Raw genomic sequence first — 15,157 nt, 5'->3', positions numbered from 1 at the left:
TTGCTTCATATTTTAAAAATAATAAGTTAAATCGCTCCACCAAGTTTTGCCGATATCTCCTGAAATCTTATCTTTTAAATTATAATATGCCAGGCCGCCTACCAAATTTTCTTTAAATGTGTAGTGCGTTCCGACTCCATAGCCTTTAAAACCTTGCATTAAACTGCCGAGACCATTCATGTCAGGGTCAATATATGTCCCCAGGGGTTGATTGTAATATTTGGCAAATAAATCATATGTACCCGGGCGCCAGGTTTTTAAATCACCATAGTTAAAACTAAAGACGGAACCTCTATTGTTTCCTTGGCTGTCCTTCAGGGTGGAACCCAAAACCATTGCCCCAATACTAAAATTGCTGAAATTGTAGTTCCCGCCAAGAGTCCAGATTGTATTGTTCACACCGCTCTCTTGCCGGTAATGATAAATGCCGCCTTCCAAATTGTAGTCAAAATCGTCATACCGCGCCGTCGCTATCGACATTCTTTTCGTATCGGCGTCTCCTCCGTCGTCGGTGTTTCCATAACTTAATGTGTATTTTACCGGGCCTCCCCAATCAGTTCTAATGCCCCGGAACCCGCTGTTATATATATTTCCTTCGGCCATCAGATAACCAAAAGAACCTACCGTGACCTTTGCCTCGCCTACTTTTCCCGTTACATTTAAGCGCGCCCCGTAATTATCCTCGTCGCGTACTAAATTCTTTTCCCGTTCCAACTCGCCGTTGACCTGCCAATTCTTGCCAAGGGCAGTATCAAAACCAAGACGGATACTAACTCCGGATGAATTCCGGTTCCATTGCCCGGAACCGCTATGCGACGCAAAACCATAATCAACTTCCCCGTTTATATTGACCTTATGATCCAAATGCTTGCTTCGATCACCCACTTGCATTAAATCACCGACAAGGTTCTGATAAGTTTCCGGGGTAACATCACTGCGATTTGCGTTTGCTTTTTCAACAGTTCCAGTGTTGTTCGCCCTGGCCGTTGCTTTGCGTTCAATAGCGGCATTATTCTGCAGAAGCGTTCCACTATATCCATTCCCTGTTGTTTCCGGTGCCGGGAACATGGTACCGGTGCCGCTCGCCGTAATACTGGTTTGGTTGGCGCCGGTGCTTGCCTCGGTATTGGTTATAATTTTTGTGGTCAGTTGCGCAGCTTCATAGGCAAATTCTCTTTTTGCTTTATCAATAGTCAAGTTTTGGTCATTAAGTATTGGCGCTGTCAGCCTTGCCATCTCGTAAGCAAATTCCGCTCTTTGACTGCTGGGGACAAGCGGCATAATCCTTGCTGTGCCTTGGGCAATGGCATAAGAAAACTCAACTTTAAAACTCTTACTGTCTGTTGTTGAAGAGGATACGATTTGGCTGGTAAGCCGGGCCATTTCATAAGCGAATTCAGCTTTAAATTTTTTGCTTCCGGACACAACGGCCTGTTCATTCGAAGCATATGCCACATTTCCCAGCACATTGCCGCAAACCGGGTTCCCTGCCGATATCCCGAGGACCGCTGCCATGGCAAAAAGCAATATTGAGGATTTTTTCAATGAATAAGTCACCTCGCTAGTGGAATAATGCATTGGGGCTTATTTATAAAAAAACAAAAACCGCCAGGTTGCTTTTGCAACCTGGCGGTCATATACCTAATACGTACTTAGACCCATAGTTTTGCGTCCTTATCTTTCAATAAGTTTGCCCTTTTATTACCTATTTGATTTTCAAGTTGTGCTAACTTCTACATGGACTTGCGTTTCTACTTTTAATAGTTTAACAAAATATATCATAGTATGGTACTCTCCAAAAGTATAGGGAACAAATGTTTTTTATTTATTCATCCGGGTTGGTTAAGCCGGACTGGACCGCGTAAGCGATGGCCTGGGCACGATTCTGCAAATGCAACCGTACTAAGATTTCGTTCATATGATATTTAATGGTTGTCTCGCTGATATAGAGCAATTCAGCTACTTGTCTATATGTCATGCCGCGGGCGATATAGGTCAGAACCTCCTTTTGCCGTGCCGTCAGTGATTCTTTTGCGCTTTCCCCTTTGGTAAGGACACAATTCGGCATCCGCCTTTCGTTTAATTCCGGCAAAATAACTTCTCCTGTTGCCACTCGTGACAGCAAGGCCAAGAATTCCTCCGCTTCCAGGTTCTTAAGCAAAAAACCGGCGGCTCCATTCTTCTTCGCTTCCAGCAACAGTTGGTCGTCGGCGTTCATTGTCAGAATAACAACCTTAACTGAGGGAAATTCCGTCTTAATAAGACGGGTAGCTTGCAGGCCGTCACAGCCAGGCAGTTGAATATCCATCAGAACCATATCGGGCCGGTGTTCTCTCACCGCCGCAACCGCCGCCGTTCCGTCACAGACTGTACCTACCACCGTAATTCCGCCGGCTTCCATCAGATTCTTCAAACCGCTTGCAAATAGACGATGATCATCGACAATTAAAACTTTCATATTGCCACCCTCCTTGCTGAATTTCGACCTACGGAAGAAGAATCTCGACCGTTATCACCGTTCCCTGTCCTGGCCCCGACCGTATCCTGCAAATGCCGCCAATTTCAGCCGTCCGTTCTCTGAGAATTTCAAGACCAAATTTAGCCGGTTTTCTATAGCTGCTTGTATTGAATCCCCGGCCGTTATCCTGAATCGTAACAGTCAGACAGGACCCGGCAAAAGAAAAGGCTACTTCGGCCCGACTGGCACCGGAATGTTTTCTGGTGTTAGACAACGCTTCCTGGATAATCCGCAGCAATTGCACTTCGTCCTCCGGTGAAACCCATTGGGAAGGCAAAGACTTCGGTCCTCTGTAGACTACGGCAATCCCGGACATATTCTGGAACTGATTCAACCAATACTGCAAGGTTTCAAAAAAATCCCGCCCCGCTTTAGCAGTCTTAAGGCCGGCGATGGATTCCCTCACGTCCGTAAAAGCGGCATCGGCGGCATTCTTCAATTGCTCCAGCTTTTCCAACGCTTCTGTCAATCGATTTCTTGCCAACAGCAATTCAATGGCTTGCGTTTGTGTTTTAACATAGCAGGGAAATTGTCCCTGAACATCATGCAACTCCCTTCCCAGACGTTCCCGTTCAGCTAAAATGGACAATGTCTTTTCGGTTTTTAACAATTTTGCCTGGTCCTGTTTTTGCCGGGTAATAGTCTTAAGAATAATTACTTTTCCCAACAACTGCCCCCCTGTTTGTAAAGAAGTCGTACTCAGTTGATAATAACGGATTCCCCCGGGAAGCTCCCGGACTATTTCCGCCGTCCCCAGGCTGTGATCACCGCAAACTTCATTCAGTGCCGGCCAGGCGGCGGCCAGTTCTGAGAATCTGCCGCCGACCGAAACCGGCAGCCCGGTTAACTCTGTCTTAGCGGCCGGATTTATATCCGCAATATAGCCATATTCATCTACGACCAGCAACCCGTCAATCATGTTCCGCACGGCAGTTTCCTGGGCCAGAGGCAAAACACTGTAAACATGCCACCGGTAAAAACCCCAGGTTACAAGTAATCCTGACACTAAAAAACCCAGCGGCAGCGGTGCGAATGCTTGGCTCCCCGGGATGTGAGTCCAAAAAGTACCAACCAGCGAAAATAGGCCGGATATGGTAAACCATAAAGCCTGCTTCCGGCGCAAGCCGGCGGTTACAAGCACCCAGCGAACACTAAAGGCCATGGTGATAGCACATAATAAATAACTGCTGATCCACATTGCCCAGGCAGCGGTTCCTGCAACCACCTTTAACGTCCTATCCTCCAGCCAGGCATCCCGCAAAAAAAAGTTTGACATAATGCCTACCCATAGACCGCCAATCATTGCCAGAAAGCCATATTTCACTATGGGAGAAATTTTTCTTTGCTGGTTGCTGATATTCAAAACAAATACCAGCCAAAAATAAGGGGTAAGAACCGCTGCCATTTGATTCAATTTAAACCAAAACAATTTATCCGCCAAGGTGATGCTGACGCTGGTAAGAACCTGAAACAACAGCCAGAAGAACTTGCAGGCATGGATATACACTTGCTGTTTCGCGCCCGGAATTTTCCGGAATTGCCAGGTATATGTCGCAAGAGATATCAGAACGCCGATAACAAATAAGTAAAACCATATACTTTGGATTGGCTGATAAAACTTAATTGGCATGGTCAGTTCATTCCCTTAGTTTGATTACCGCAAAGATATTGTTTTTTTGATAACCCTGCTGCAACTTGTCCTTCTAACAGCTATTAACCGGTTCCTATTGTTCTGAAGATCGTTACATCCTCTTAATTTCTAATTTATTTATAATAATTCTTATTTCCCAAAAAATACAAAATTCCTGCCGATTCAAATACAATTTGACATAAGTCTGTTTAAAAGGAAAAAGGAAGCCTAATAGCTTCCTTTTTCTTATCGTACTTTATTTTTGTATGCCTCTTTAGCTGCTAACGGGAGTTGGGGAAATGTCCCTAACTTTGTTAATTCGTTTGCGATTTTACACTAACAACGCGATACACAAATGCGGCAATCAAGGCAATAAATACGCCCAGGCCGAGCCAGTCCGCCGTGGGGGCGAAGTCCTTGCCTACGAGTATCAGCGGTGAATCACTGCCACCGCTGGTGACTGAAAATACGATGATAATGGCAATGATAACCCCCATTAAACTTTCACCAACAATCAGTCCGGACGCAAACAGTACTCCATGGCGGTTGCAATTTTCCACATCTTGTTCAACGTTTTTCGGGTCCCGCTCGATTGCCCGGTTACGCAGATACCGGTATACAAAATAACTCATGACAGCCCCTATGACCAGCGGCATTTCCAAAGTAGGCGGCAAGTAAATTCCCATGCCGACAGCTAACGGCGGCAGGCAGTATTTGGCCGAGTTCTTTTTTAACAGTAAATCAATAACAATGATCACGATTCCGACTCCCACGCCGAAGAGAATATAATTCCAGTCCAAGTTATGACTAAAAATTCCCTGGGCGATCGTAGTCATCAATGTTGCCTGCGGTGCCGACAAAGCCTGACTTGCGTCCATTCCGGCGCGTGGCATAGCTCCGATAAAACCATAGGCTTCATATAATAAATTCAATACCGGTGCAATCGCAAAAGCGCCAACAATGCAGCCCAGCAATAAGGCCACCTGCTGCTTCCACGGGGTTGCACCAACGAGATAGCCGGTTTTTAAATCTTGCAGATTATCGTTCGAAATAGCGGCAATGCTGACGATAACACTCGTCATAAAAATAGCTAACGCAATGGCAAATTTAACTCCTATTGCCGTGTTAAAAAGACTGACCGCAGTACCGATTCCCAATACGACAAGGGAGGATATAATAATTCCCAGAATGCCGATCCCTGAAATCGGGCTGGCCGATGTACCGATTAATCCGGCCATATAGCCACACGCAGCCGCTACAAAGAATCCCATGCAAACAGCAATGATAACACCGACAATGACAAAAATCCAGGTGGTACCAGCCGACAGATTAGCATTGGCAACAAAGGAATAAAAGGTTCCCAATAAACCGATAACAATTACACTGAAAACAGTGGCCGTGGTTTTAGGCGACAAATCGGTATCCATCCGGTGCAAATTTTTTCCCGTTTCCGAACGCCGCATGGCTTGTACCGAAATGCGCATACCATCGATGATCGGTTTTACTAACATGATCAGCGTCCAAATGGCAGCAATGCCAATCGTTCCTGCGCCGATAAGCCGCACCTTTTGCGCCCACATGGCGGATGCAAACGCACTGGCACTCTGTCCGGCTGCCGGCGACGACAAGGAAGTAAGATATGGCACAAATACGCCCCATGATAAAATAGTACCCACTAACATTGCTATACCACTGGCAATCCCAATCAAATAGCCGGCTCCCAATAAAGCGGAAGAAAAGCCGAGAGGCAGCTGGGAAGTAATACTGCCGAAGGTGAACCAATAGTGTACTTCCGATGAGATAACTTGAAAACCATTCGCAAACAAACTGATAATAGCCGAAACAATACCGCCGGCCATAATATCTTTTACGCCATTCTCTTTGGCTCCCTCCGTGCTACCGCTGCCAACTTTCAAAATTTCCGCGGCTGCCAGTCCCTCAGGATAAGGCAGATCACTATTGACAATCATCGCACGGCGCAAGGGGATCGTGAACAGCACGCCGAGGCTGCCGCCCAAAGCGCAAATCAGCAAAGTCTGCCAGAAGGCAAATCCCTGCCAATACCCCATCATCAGTAGGCCGGGAATAATAAAGATAACTGCCGAAAGAGTTCCTGCCGCCGATGCCTGGGTTTGAACCATATTATTTTCCAAAACATTGGAGTCTTTAAACATCTTTAAAATTGCCATAGAAATAACTGCTGCAGGAATGGATGATGAAAACGTGAGCCCTACTTTTAAACCCAAATAAACATTGGACGCCGTAAAAATGATCGTAATTAACATTCCCAGCAGCATTCCCCGAAGCGTAAGTTCGGGCACATGCAGTTCATTACTCATAAAATCCACTTGTTTCATATGCATACTCCTCATCTCACTAAGTTTTTGCCAATCCGGATTTTGGCCTCACTTTGCTGTCTTCAAACCTAAGTCTGAGGAAACCTTAACCGATTCATCATTCCCCCCTTTTTCTATAATCGGATAAAAAAACACGCTCCGCCACTTCACCAGAGCACTCCCGCTAAGTAACTACTATATTTTTATAAGCACAATTAAAATTCCTTTTTCTCTGATTGAAATAAAAACTCTTCCAATTTTACACTTTTTTTAAGTTTTTAAAATCATCGTGCAAATTTTCCAACCATCGTCTTTTAAGAGAAGACATCTTTTTGAATATAATTTTCAACTCTAACTAGACTGTTTCATTCACTCTTCAAAAAAGCCTTTTATTATAAGGTTATTTGAAAGTCATGAAAACATAAAACAATCGCAGCCGATTCTTAATGTTTTCCCGGAAAGCACATTTGTATTTAATAAATTTTCTAAAAAAACACCCTATATATTACTCGCCATCAACTTTAGATTTTCATCATTATAGCCGTGACACATTTTCCCTTATAATCAACTAGCTTTAACTTAATTAAGCCAGTCCACCAGCCTCAATTATCCTTTCCAAAATAATGGCAGCTATTGTTGGATCTGCTAACAAAGCGTATCTGCAAAAAAAAGGCTATTTCAACTAGTTGCAGTTGAAATAGCCTTTCTTTTTATCCAATCCGGTTTTTATTTTATAACCATCATTTCAGTCGCTTTTACGAGGGCAGTAACCTTATCCCCGGGTTTCAAATCCAAGTCTTCTACAGAATCCGTCGTGATAGCCGCTACAAGCTCGGTACCTTTATAGTCCATAACAATCTTAGCCATAACTGTACCTTTAACAACTTCTTTCACAGTAGCCTCCAGCTTATTTCTGCCGCTAATTTTCAATCGAATCACTCCTTATTAAGATTATGTAGTTACTAATAAAGTATCACGAATCTTACCAAATAACAACAAATTTGTTGTCAGTTTTCATCAATCAAACCATGCGCACCACGATTTTGTGAAGAATATCCACCGTAGTCCCCATATAACCGGCGGCTTCCTGTATCTTATTGTAAACTTCGCGAAATTTCATAACCCGGACCATGTCGGTATTTTCGAAAATAACTGTCGAACCGTGGCGGTAGCTATTCTCCACATCAGTTTGACAGCGGCGTATATCCCCGATCATCTTCCCGGCTTCTAAAGGATCCGACTTCAGTAACCCCACCGCAATATGAAACTTTTGCGTTCCTTCCTCCAGATTGAGAACCATATCGCAGATGGCATCATCCGTATTGATTTCATAGACAATCATAAGTTCCATAATCGCCTTGGCGCTTTCGATGATCCGGTCCATCGACACCGACAAAGAATAAATATCCTGCCGGTCAAAAGGCGTAACGAACGCATCGATCAAACGGGCTTCCATTTCCAGACGGACATCATCCGCTTCGCGGGTTAACGACCGGAGCGCATAGGCGTTTTCCGGCCCTGGATTTTGCAGCCAGCTCCGAAAGGTGCTAATTCCCGCCGCGGTCTTTTTGGCTTGTTCAGTAATCATATCATAAAAATTGTATTTAGGTGGAAATAGATGATCCCAAAAGTTTAACTGGGGCATAACCTTTAACCTCCCAATATAGGATGCAGGAATAAATACGATATTGACGCCATGAGCGCCGCTGCCGGAATCGTAACAACCCAGGCGATCAGGATATCTTGTCCCATACGCCAGTTGACCATCCGGTATTCTTCAGCCCCACCCACTCCGGTAACGCTTCCCACCACCACATGGGTAGTGGATACGGGAGCCCCCAGCATGGTAGCAATCACAACGGAACCACCGGCGGCGACCTGCGATACCAGGCTGTGCAACGGACGAACATCGTATATTCCCCGCCCGACGGTCCGCATGATTCTCCAACCCCCGGATAGCATACCGGCAGACATCAACAATCCGACGCTGATGCGTACCCACAGGGGCAGTCCGGCGGGGGACATCTGGGCAGCAACCAGGACGGCACCGATCAATCCAATCGTTTTCTGGCTATCGTTGCCGCCATGCCCAAAAGCCAGCAAAGCCGCCATCAGCCATTGGAATCTTTTTAGTTTCCGGTTCATAGTGGAAAACCGGGCCCTGCGCAGCAAGACCAGGCTTATTTTTTGCAGTCCATACCCCGCAATAAATCCGGCCAAAGGCGAAACTAAAAGAGAAACAACCACTTTCAAAAAGCCGGACAATTGATGAGGCGGCGCCAGTAATTCATTCCACCCCCAAACAATATGCCCGGCACCATATGCGGCCCAGATAGCGCCGACCAGTCCGCCCACTAAAGCGTGGGTCGAACTGGAAGGAAGACCGAAATTCCAGGTAACAACATTCCAAATCACGGCCCCCAGAAGAGCAGCCAGAATGACTGGTAAAACATGCAGGTCCGTCGGCAGTTTGCCAATGCTGGTTATGGTATTGGCTACAGCATGTCCGCTAAATAAGGCTCCCAGCAGCTCAAAGACTGCAGCCAATGATACTGCCTGAACCGGTGTCGCCGCCCCGCAGGAAATGAAGGTTGCAACGACTGAGCTGGCGTCGTGAAGGCCATTGGTCAGAGTAAAGCCGAAAGCCAGCAGCAAGACCGCCAGAAACAAGATGGTGAGGATATCAATTGCCAAGAATCATCAGCCTTTCCGGATGAAAGTTGCATTACTCCTACCCTAGTATCGTACGAAACATTATAAATATTCTTCCTGATACGAGATATAAAATCCTTCACAAAACGCCGGTTTGTTTTGAATTCTGTAAAAATCCTGTAACAATTTTGTAACAATCGGCCCCTATAATTCAAATAATTAGGAAATTAATAAAAGGAGGCTAAACACAAAACTTTATTTTGCTACTAAGAAGTAAATTAATCCAGGGACGGATAAAATTTACAGGGACGTGTATAAAAAGGATGTTTTACTTGAAAGTACTATTAGTAGAAGACGAACGTAAATTGACTGAAGCGTTGTCCCATTTATTGAAAAAAAGCGGTTACGTTGTGGATACCGCCAGTGACGGTGAAACCGGGACCGAAATGGCAGCCGCCGGAATTTATGATGTCATTGTTCTTGATCGTATGCTGCCCCGGCGGGATGGTCTTTCCCTGCTGCAAGAAATTCGCAGTATGGGAATTGATACCCCGGTTTTGATGCTAACGGCAAGAGATACCCCCAAAGACCGGGTAGACGGACTGAATGCCGGTGCCGATGATTATCTGGTCAAACCTTTTTTCATTGATGAATTATTGGCAAGAATACGGGTTCTTACAAGGCGAAAAACGAAAGAGCTGATTGGCGATCATCTTAAAGCTGCCGGGCTCAGTCTCGACCCATTACGCTGCCAGGTAAAAAAAGGCACGGAAACGTTTCAGCTCACAACAACGGAATCATCACTTTTAGAAATGTTAATGCGTAATTCCGGTAAGGTTGTTACTAAAGAGCGTATTCTGGAAAAAATTTGGGGCTATAATGCAGAGCTTGACAACGTTAATTTATATATTTATTATTTGCGTAAAAAATTACAAATCTCTAATATTAAAACGGTGCGCGGAATCGGTTATTATCTGGAGAAGGATACTAATGTTTCATAGAACCGTCTCATTATATCTGCATTAAATAGCTGGCCGGCGGTAATCATAAATCCGGGAGGGATCACTATGACAAAACAGTACCGGTCAATGCAGGAATTGGACGCATCGCTTCCCGATAAACATGAGGTTGCCGAAGAGCTCGGCATCCCATTGGACAAAGGGCATAACGAAGACCTGACGACCAGCGAAGTGGGAAAAATCGGCGGTAAAATTGGCGGGCAAAAAGTCAAGAAGCTGATTGAAATGGCGGAAGCCCAGATGTCGGGTAGCAACGATACGGAATAAATGCAGGTCTGCAATCACTGCAAAAACCGCTTTCGAGCCACAAAGGCAGGAAAGCGGTTTTACCATTTTACTGCTGTTTATACTGTGGTTCCTGCTGTTCAAGGTATGTTTGCCTTCCCTTTAAGGTTGTAACTGCGTTATCCAGCGTCTTGGCCAATTGCTCAAAGGTTTGTTTTGCTTGCGGATCCTGGGTTTCTAAGGAAAATGTCTTCATAGTGGCTGCAGCATTTTGAACGGTCGCAATGGCCTGCGTCATCTGGGTCCCTACGGTCATTTTTTTCACCTCCTTTAAGATCCCATTTGCTCATCCTCTAGGCTTAAATAACAACGCGGATAAAAAGCCAAATATGACTGCTGCCGTAATACCGGCGCTGGTAATTTTAAAAATGCCTGTCAAAACTCCGACAAGGCCGTCTTTTTGCGCCTCCTGGAGAGCGCCCTTTACTAATTGATTACCGAAGCTGCTTATCGGCACGGAAGCTCCCGCCCCGGCAAACTTTACTAAATTGTCATACAGGCCGAACCCCCCTAAGACAGCTCCGGTTACTACCAGTATCACCATCGTATGGGCCGGGGTTAATTTCAGACCGTCCATAAGAAGCTGCCCAATCACACAGATCGTTCCCCCGACAATAAACGCCAAAATAAACTTTTCCAAACCAAAGCCTCCCTTTCACATTTCTAATGCAACAGCATGCGCTATGCACGGTATACTTTCTTTTTGCTGATAGGACATCGGGGAAAGCAGCGCGCCCGTTCCGATAACCAATATACGGTTCAATTCGCCTTTTCGCATGCGGTTTAAGAGATGTCCAAAGGTAGCTGTGGCAACGCAAGCGCACCCGCTGCCGCCGGCAAAAGCAGGCTGATTTTCCTTATACATTAGAATACCGCAGTCGGTCAATTTTTCCGTCGGGATGGTAACACCATGTTTAGTAAGCAAATCTCCGGCGATACGGTGACCTACCCTGCTTAAATCGCCTGTCGCAATAAGGTCGTAATGGGAGGCGGGCAGGCCTAAATCCCGGAAGTGAGCTTCCATCGTATCGACTGCCGCCGGCGCCATTGCCGCCCCGAGGTTAAATGGGTCGGAAAGCCCCATATCGATTACCCGGCCAATGGTAGACGCCACAACCCGGGGCCCTTCCCCCTGCCGGGCAACCACTGCCGCGCCCGCTCCCGTAACAGTCCATTGCGCCGTCGGCGGTTTCTGCGCGCCATATTCCGTAGGATACCTATATTGTTTTTCCGCCGCGGCATTGTGGCTGGATGTACCGACAAGCGCATTTTGGGCAAACTGGCTGTCCACAAGTAGCGCGGCTAAAGAAAGGCCCTCTATGGCGCTGGAACAGGCTCCATAGATTCCTAAAAAAGGGACGGCCAGTGTACGGGCTGAAAAGCTGCTGGGTATAATCTGGTTAATTAAATCACCGCTGAAGTAAAACTGAATATCCTCTTTTTTCATGCCGGCCTTTTTAATCGCGGTCTCGCAAGCTTGTTCCAAAAACTTTTTTTCCGCTTGTTCATAACTGTCCTGTCCCAGCCATAGATCATCGTGTAACAGGTCAAAATCCTTTGCTAAATTTCCCTGAGCCTCGAAAGGCCCCCCGATCGCTGCCGAACTAATGATTACAGGTTTTGATGCAAAAACCCATGTCTGATGACCTTGTAGCATTTACATTCCACCTAACGACTTAATGATTACGCTGATCAATGCAATAATAAATGCGGCAAAAACGCCAAATACAATAACCGGTCCGGCGATCTTAAACATATTGCCGCCGACGCCCAGAACCAATCCCTCACTTTTATGCTCCAGGGAAGCGGATGTGATCGTATTGGCGAACCCTGTCACCGGAACGGCGGTCCCGGCCCCGCCCCATTGCGCAATATGATCATATATTCCCAGGCTGGTAAGCAGCGAGGAAAGCAAGATCAGTACTGCAACCGTAGGGTCTCCTGCTGTTTTTTCAGTAAAGTGGAAGTAAGTTATAAAAAACCACTGGATTCCCTGACCGATGGTGCAGATTACACCACCCGCAAGAAAAGCCCGGATACAGTTAAGTGCGATGGGGCGTTTCGGTTCCCGGGCATGGGCAAAATCCTGGTACTGTTGCTGCACGGGAGTAAGCCTCTTTCTTTTTGTGCTCGACACGTATCGTCACCTTTCTATCGTAATAAATATGGTTCAAGCTTTTGAAGCAGCTGTTTTACTGTTTCTGCATGCTGAAAATACATTTTCCCGGCTGTTTCATTCTGGGTCTCCAGTGCAAAAGTTTGAAGGTCGGCCTGAATTTTTTCGAAGTTGGCATACAGCATTTCCTTTACCTTAGGCTGTGGTACCGCGACCGAATCATCAAAAAGGTCCAGATATAAATCACCCGACGAATTAACCTGGCCAATAAAAACATTATCCAGCGACACTCCCGTATTTTCCAGTTGGATACCCAGCCACTCTTTGTTAAGTCCTAAGGAGGACAGGGATTCATTTAAAATATTGCCGTCCAGAATCACGGTCTGGGGCTCGGCCTGCGGCTCCACCTTAATTCCCAAATCCGAAGCCGATACAGGCATTTTGCCGGATTTGGCCAGTACACTAATGTCACCGGTATGTTCCATGACCGCAAATTCCACATCAGCCAAATTAAACGCATTGTGGGACCGCAGTGTGCTCAGAAGTTCTTCACCCGTTGTCCCTGTCTGGAGAAGATTCTCCTCCATAATTTTGCCATGCTTAATTAACACCGTTTCTTTCCCCAAAACAAGGTCATGAACCCATTTACTTTTAACCGATAAATAATCCAGGGCGATTGGCAGCAACACCCAAATGCCAAGCGCAAGCATTCCCAGGACTAAATTAGGGATTAATTTTAGCGACATCAGCGCCGCAATTACGGCAATTACCAAGTAATTTACAAGCCGGAAAGGCGTCATCCGGGCAATATTTCTTTTTCCCATTAACCGGATTACAATGAACGACACTAGGAATAAAGAAACTGAACTAAGTAATACTTGTATCCATGCCTGCATCTTTCCGTCTCCTAACTAATTTCCTTTGTATTGAGGTTCCTGATATTCCAATTCCTGTGCTCTTCGCTCAAGATCGTCTATAATTGTGCCGGTAACCGCTAATGCCTCCTTATAAATTCCCCTGGTTTCCTCATCTCTCGTCTGAAGCGCATATAATCGCAGTGTGCCCTGATTTCCTTTCAAGGTGGCCAAGGTTTGTTTCACCTGAGACGCAACAGTCATGTGCATTACCTCCGTTTATACAAACTCTTACCGGTCTGTCTTTTTACAATGACCAGGCATAATTAGGTATTATCCTGATTATCATTGGTAGTTTTACTAACGGTTAATTGCCCCTTTGAATCAATGCCTGCATAAGTCACTTGTGACACATCGTTTATGTCTTGGGCGGCAAGCTGTTTTTCCAGCCAGTCCCAGGAAAGACTATGTTTTCGTAAGTTATCCTCAATGACTTCTCCGTCCATGATCAACTCAACCGGAAAAGCCGGATCAGACAAATGAATATTAAAATCGGACTTAGTTAACGGCTGATAGTCCGATTTTTTAATAACGCTTAGCTCACCGGAGGTCTCGACAATAGCAAACTGTACCTCCGCAAGATCAAGAACGTCCTTCTCCCGTAACTTCCCATACAGTTCGTCTACATCGAGACGCATTCCCCGCATGTTTTCCGTTAAAATATGGCCGTCTTTAACCACAATGGTTGGTGAGCCTTCAATCACTTTTCTTAATGGACGGCTTTTTATGGTAAGGTAAGAAACGAAATAGGTAAGAAGTACAAATAGAATTAGATCGTAGAAATGGCTCCAGACTTTGTCCGGTTCCGATGAGGCTACCGTTCCGGCGATTGAACCAATCGTAATGCCGCCAATATATTCATAAACCGTCAGTTGCCCGACCTGAGTTTTGCCCAAAATCCGGGTAAAAATGAGCAAACTTAAAAAGACCAAACCGGTCTGCCAGGTATCTCTTACAATTTCCTGCCACTCCATTAGGATTCATCGCCTCCCAATTTTTCACAAATGAAGATTTTTATACAAAGCCAAAACGTCAACGACTTTATTAGTGTTGTTGATTTTAAAAAAAGATATACTCATAATATAAAAGTATCTTTGCTTTACCATAATTTTTCTTGGAACGACAATCGCTTTCGCGGCTCCCGGGCCCAACCTTTTCGGCCCCGGAATGCAAAAATAAAAAGCCGGGATATGAATCCCGACTCTAAAAATGGGTCTCGTTGCTCGATGCCTCTCGCCTTGCAAACACAAAAAATATATTAAACACCCGCAAAGTTAAAACCAGATACACTATTTCCCGGAAATATTGTCACCATAAATTCAGGGGTGCGGAATGTGAGATTTATACGAAACAGTTTCTAAAATAAAAAAGCCCGCCGCCAAAAGGCAGCCGACCGATCCTGTCATCTTTCATAGAAAGATATGGCACAATCATTTTCTTAGAGGTCATTCTTTAGTGCGGTAAAACAGGATAACTTACAATTCCATGGAAATTGGCAAACCATACAAAAGCCGAAACGGCCAGCATAACTAAAGTATAGCCACCAAACGCTAAAAGTTTTTCACCAAATGTCATTTCTCCCTTGCTCCTTTCTGCACTAAACGCTTTTTTCACCCTAAATATATTCCTATTGATAATCATTGTCAATTTAAAAGAGTATTCTAGTAAAATATACAATTAGTTAAAT

Annotated in this window: 17 protein-coding genes and 1 riboswitch; of the genes, 2 read left to right on the top strand and 15 right to left on the bottom strand. The window is 45.3% G+C overall.

Translation table 11 applies throughout. The features are described 5' to 3' along the window. Positions 1–12: 12 nt before the first annotated feature. The 7 genes from LUCIF_RS23620 to LUCIF_RS23590 form a co-directional block, all read right to left on the bottom strand. Positions 13–1,545: a hypothetical protein gene (locus LUCIF_RS23620; protein ID WP_122630268.1), complete on the bottom strand. Its 1,533-nt coding sequence runs from the start codon at positions 1,543–1,545 to the stop codon at positions 13–15. A gap of 72 nt (positions 1,546–1,617) precedes the next feature. Next, a riboswitch (cyclic di-GMP riboswitch) is annotated at positions 1,618–1,705 on the bottom strand. 120 nt (positions 1,706–1,825) lie between these two features. After that, positions 1,826–2,458 carry a response regulator transcription factor gene (locus tag LUCIF_RS23615; protein WP_122630267.1) on the bottom strand — a complete coding sequence of 211 codons (633 nt, stop codon included), beginning with the start codon at positions 2,456–2,458 and terminating at the stop codon, positions 1,826–1,828. A gap of 28 nt (positions 2,459–2,486) precedes the next feature. Next, positions 2,487–4,148: a sensor histidine kinase gene (locus tag LUCIF_RS23610; protein WP_122630266.1), complete on the bottom strand. Its 1,662-nt coding sequence runs from the start codon at positions 4,146–4,148 to the stop codon at positions 2,487–2,489. 314 nt (positions 4,149–4,462) lie between these two features. After that, the gene (locus LUCIF_RS23605; protein WP_122630265.1) at positions 4,463–6,505 is read right to left on the bottom strand and encodes an OPT family oligopeptide transporter; all 2,043 of its coding nucleotides are present in this window, start codon (positions 6,503–6,505) and stop codon (positions 4,463–4,465) included. A 705-nt stretch (positions 6,506–7,210) separates the two neighbouring features. Then, positions 7,211–7,414 (bottom strand): TOBE domain-containing protein, encoded by a 204-nt coding sequence (locus LUCIF_RS23600; protein WP_122630264.1) that lies wholly within the window; start codon positions 7,412–7,414, stop codon positions 7,211–7,213. 91 nt (positions 7,415–7,505) lie between these two features. After that, complete coding sequence (locus LUCIF_RS23595; protein ID WP_122630263.1) at positions 7,506–8,129, bottom strand: DUF47 domain-containing protein; 624 nt, start codon at positions 8,127–8,129, stop codon at positions 7,506–7,508. 5 nt (positions 8,130–8,134) lie between these two features. Continuing rightward, a complete protein-coding gene (locus tag LUCIF_RS23590) occupies positions 8,135–9,178 on the bottom strand; it encodes an inorganic phosphate transporter (protein WP_207858384.1) in 1,044 nt (347 codons plus the stop codon). A 290-nt stretch (positions 9,179–9,468) separates the two neighbouring features. Here LUCIF_RS23590 and LUCIF_RS23585 point away from each other — a divergent pair, with 290 nt between their 5' ends. Together LUCIF_RS23585 and LUCIF_RS23580 are read left to right on the top strand one after the other, a co-directional pair. After that, on the top strand, positions 9,469–10,137 hold the full coding sequence (locus LUCIF_RS23585) for a response regulator transcription factor (RefSeq protein ID WP_122630262.1): 669 nt from the start codon (positions 9,469–9,471) through the stop codon (positions 10,135–10,137). Between the two features lie 66 nt (positions 10,138–10,203). Then, a complete protein-coding gene (locus LUCIF_RS23580; protein ID WP_122630261.1) occupies positions 10,204–10,422 on the top strand; it encodes a small, acid-soluble spore protein, alpha/beta type in 219 nt (72 codons plus the stop codon). A gap of 67 nt (positions 10,423–10,489) precedes the next feature. Here the strand turns inward: LUCIF_RS23580 and LUCIF_RS23575 are convergent, their stop codons facing one another. The 8 genes from LUCIF_RS23575 to LUCIF_RS26310 form a co-directional block, all read right to left on the bottom strand. Then, positions 10,490–10,696 carry a DUF1657 domain-containing protein gene (locus LUCIF_RS23575; RefSeq protein ID WP_122630260.1) on the bottom strand — a complete coding sequence of 69 codons (207 nt, stop codon included), beginning with the start codon at positions 10,694–10,696 and terminating at the stop codon, positions 10,490–10,492. 30 nt (positions 10,697–10,726) lie between these two features. Beyond that, positions 10,727–11,080, bottom strand: a complete 354-nt coding sequence (spoVAE, locus tag LUCIF_RS23570) for a stage V sporulation protein AE (protein WP_122630259.1) — start codon at positions 11,078–11,080, stop codon at positions 10,727–10,729. A gap of 15 nt (positions 11,081–11,095) precedes the next feature. After that, positions 11,096–12,097 carry a stage V sporulation protein AD gene (gene spoVAD, locus LUCIF_RS23565; protein ID WP_122630258.1) on the bottom strand — a complete coding sequence of 334 codons (1,002 nt, stop codon included), beginning with the start codon at positions 12,095–12,097 and terminating at the stop codon, positions 11,096–11,098. Beyond that, positions 12,098–12,544: a stage V sporulation protein AC gene (gene spoVAC, locus LUCIF_RS23560; protein WP_306438794.1), complete on the bottom strand. Its 447-nt coding sequence runs from the start codon at positions 12,542–12,544 to the stop codon at positions 12,098–12,100. Positions 12,545–12,591: 47 nt separating this feature from the next. Then, the gene (locus LUCIF_RS23555) at positions 12,592–13,452 is read right to left on the bottom strand and encodes a DUF421 domain-containing protein (protein ID WP_122630256.1); all 861 of its coding nucleotides are present in this window, start codon (positions 13,450–13,452) and stop codon (positions 12,592–12,594) included. A gap of 15 nt (positions 13,453–13,467) precedes the next feature. Then, positions 13,468–13,674, bottom strand: coding sequence for a DUF1657 domain-containing protein (locus LUCIF_RS23550; protein ID WP_122630255.1), 207 nt, complete (start codon positions 13,672–13,674; stop codon positions 13,468–13,470). A gap of 62 nt (positions 13,675–13,736) precedes the next feature. Further along, complete coding sequence (locus tag LUCIF_RS23545) at positions 13,737–14,444, bottom strand: YetF domain-containing protein (protein WP_122630254.1); 708 nt, start codon at positions 14,442–14,444, stop codon at positions 13,737–13,739. 478 nt (positions 14,445–14,922) lie between these two features. Next, on the bottom strand, positions 14,923–15,084 hold the full coding sequence (locus LUCIF_RS26310) for a hypothetical protein (protein ID WP_165866141.1): 162 nt from the start codon (positions 15,082–15,084) through the stop codon (positions 14,923–14,925). Positions 15,085–15,157: the final 73 nt, after the last annotated feature.

The sequence above is a fragment of the Allolucifera butyrica genome, from assembly GCF_900476375.1.
GTDB classification, from domain to species: domain Bacteria; phylum Bacillota; class Negativicutes; order Sporomusales; family UPPP01; genus Lucifera; species Lucifera butyrica.
Note: the sequence above shows the minus strand (reverse complement) of the source record. Positions and strands in the feature narration are given on the sequence as shown.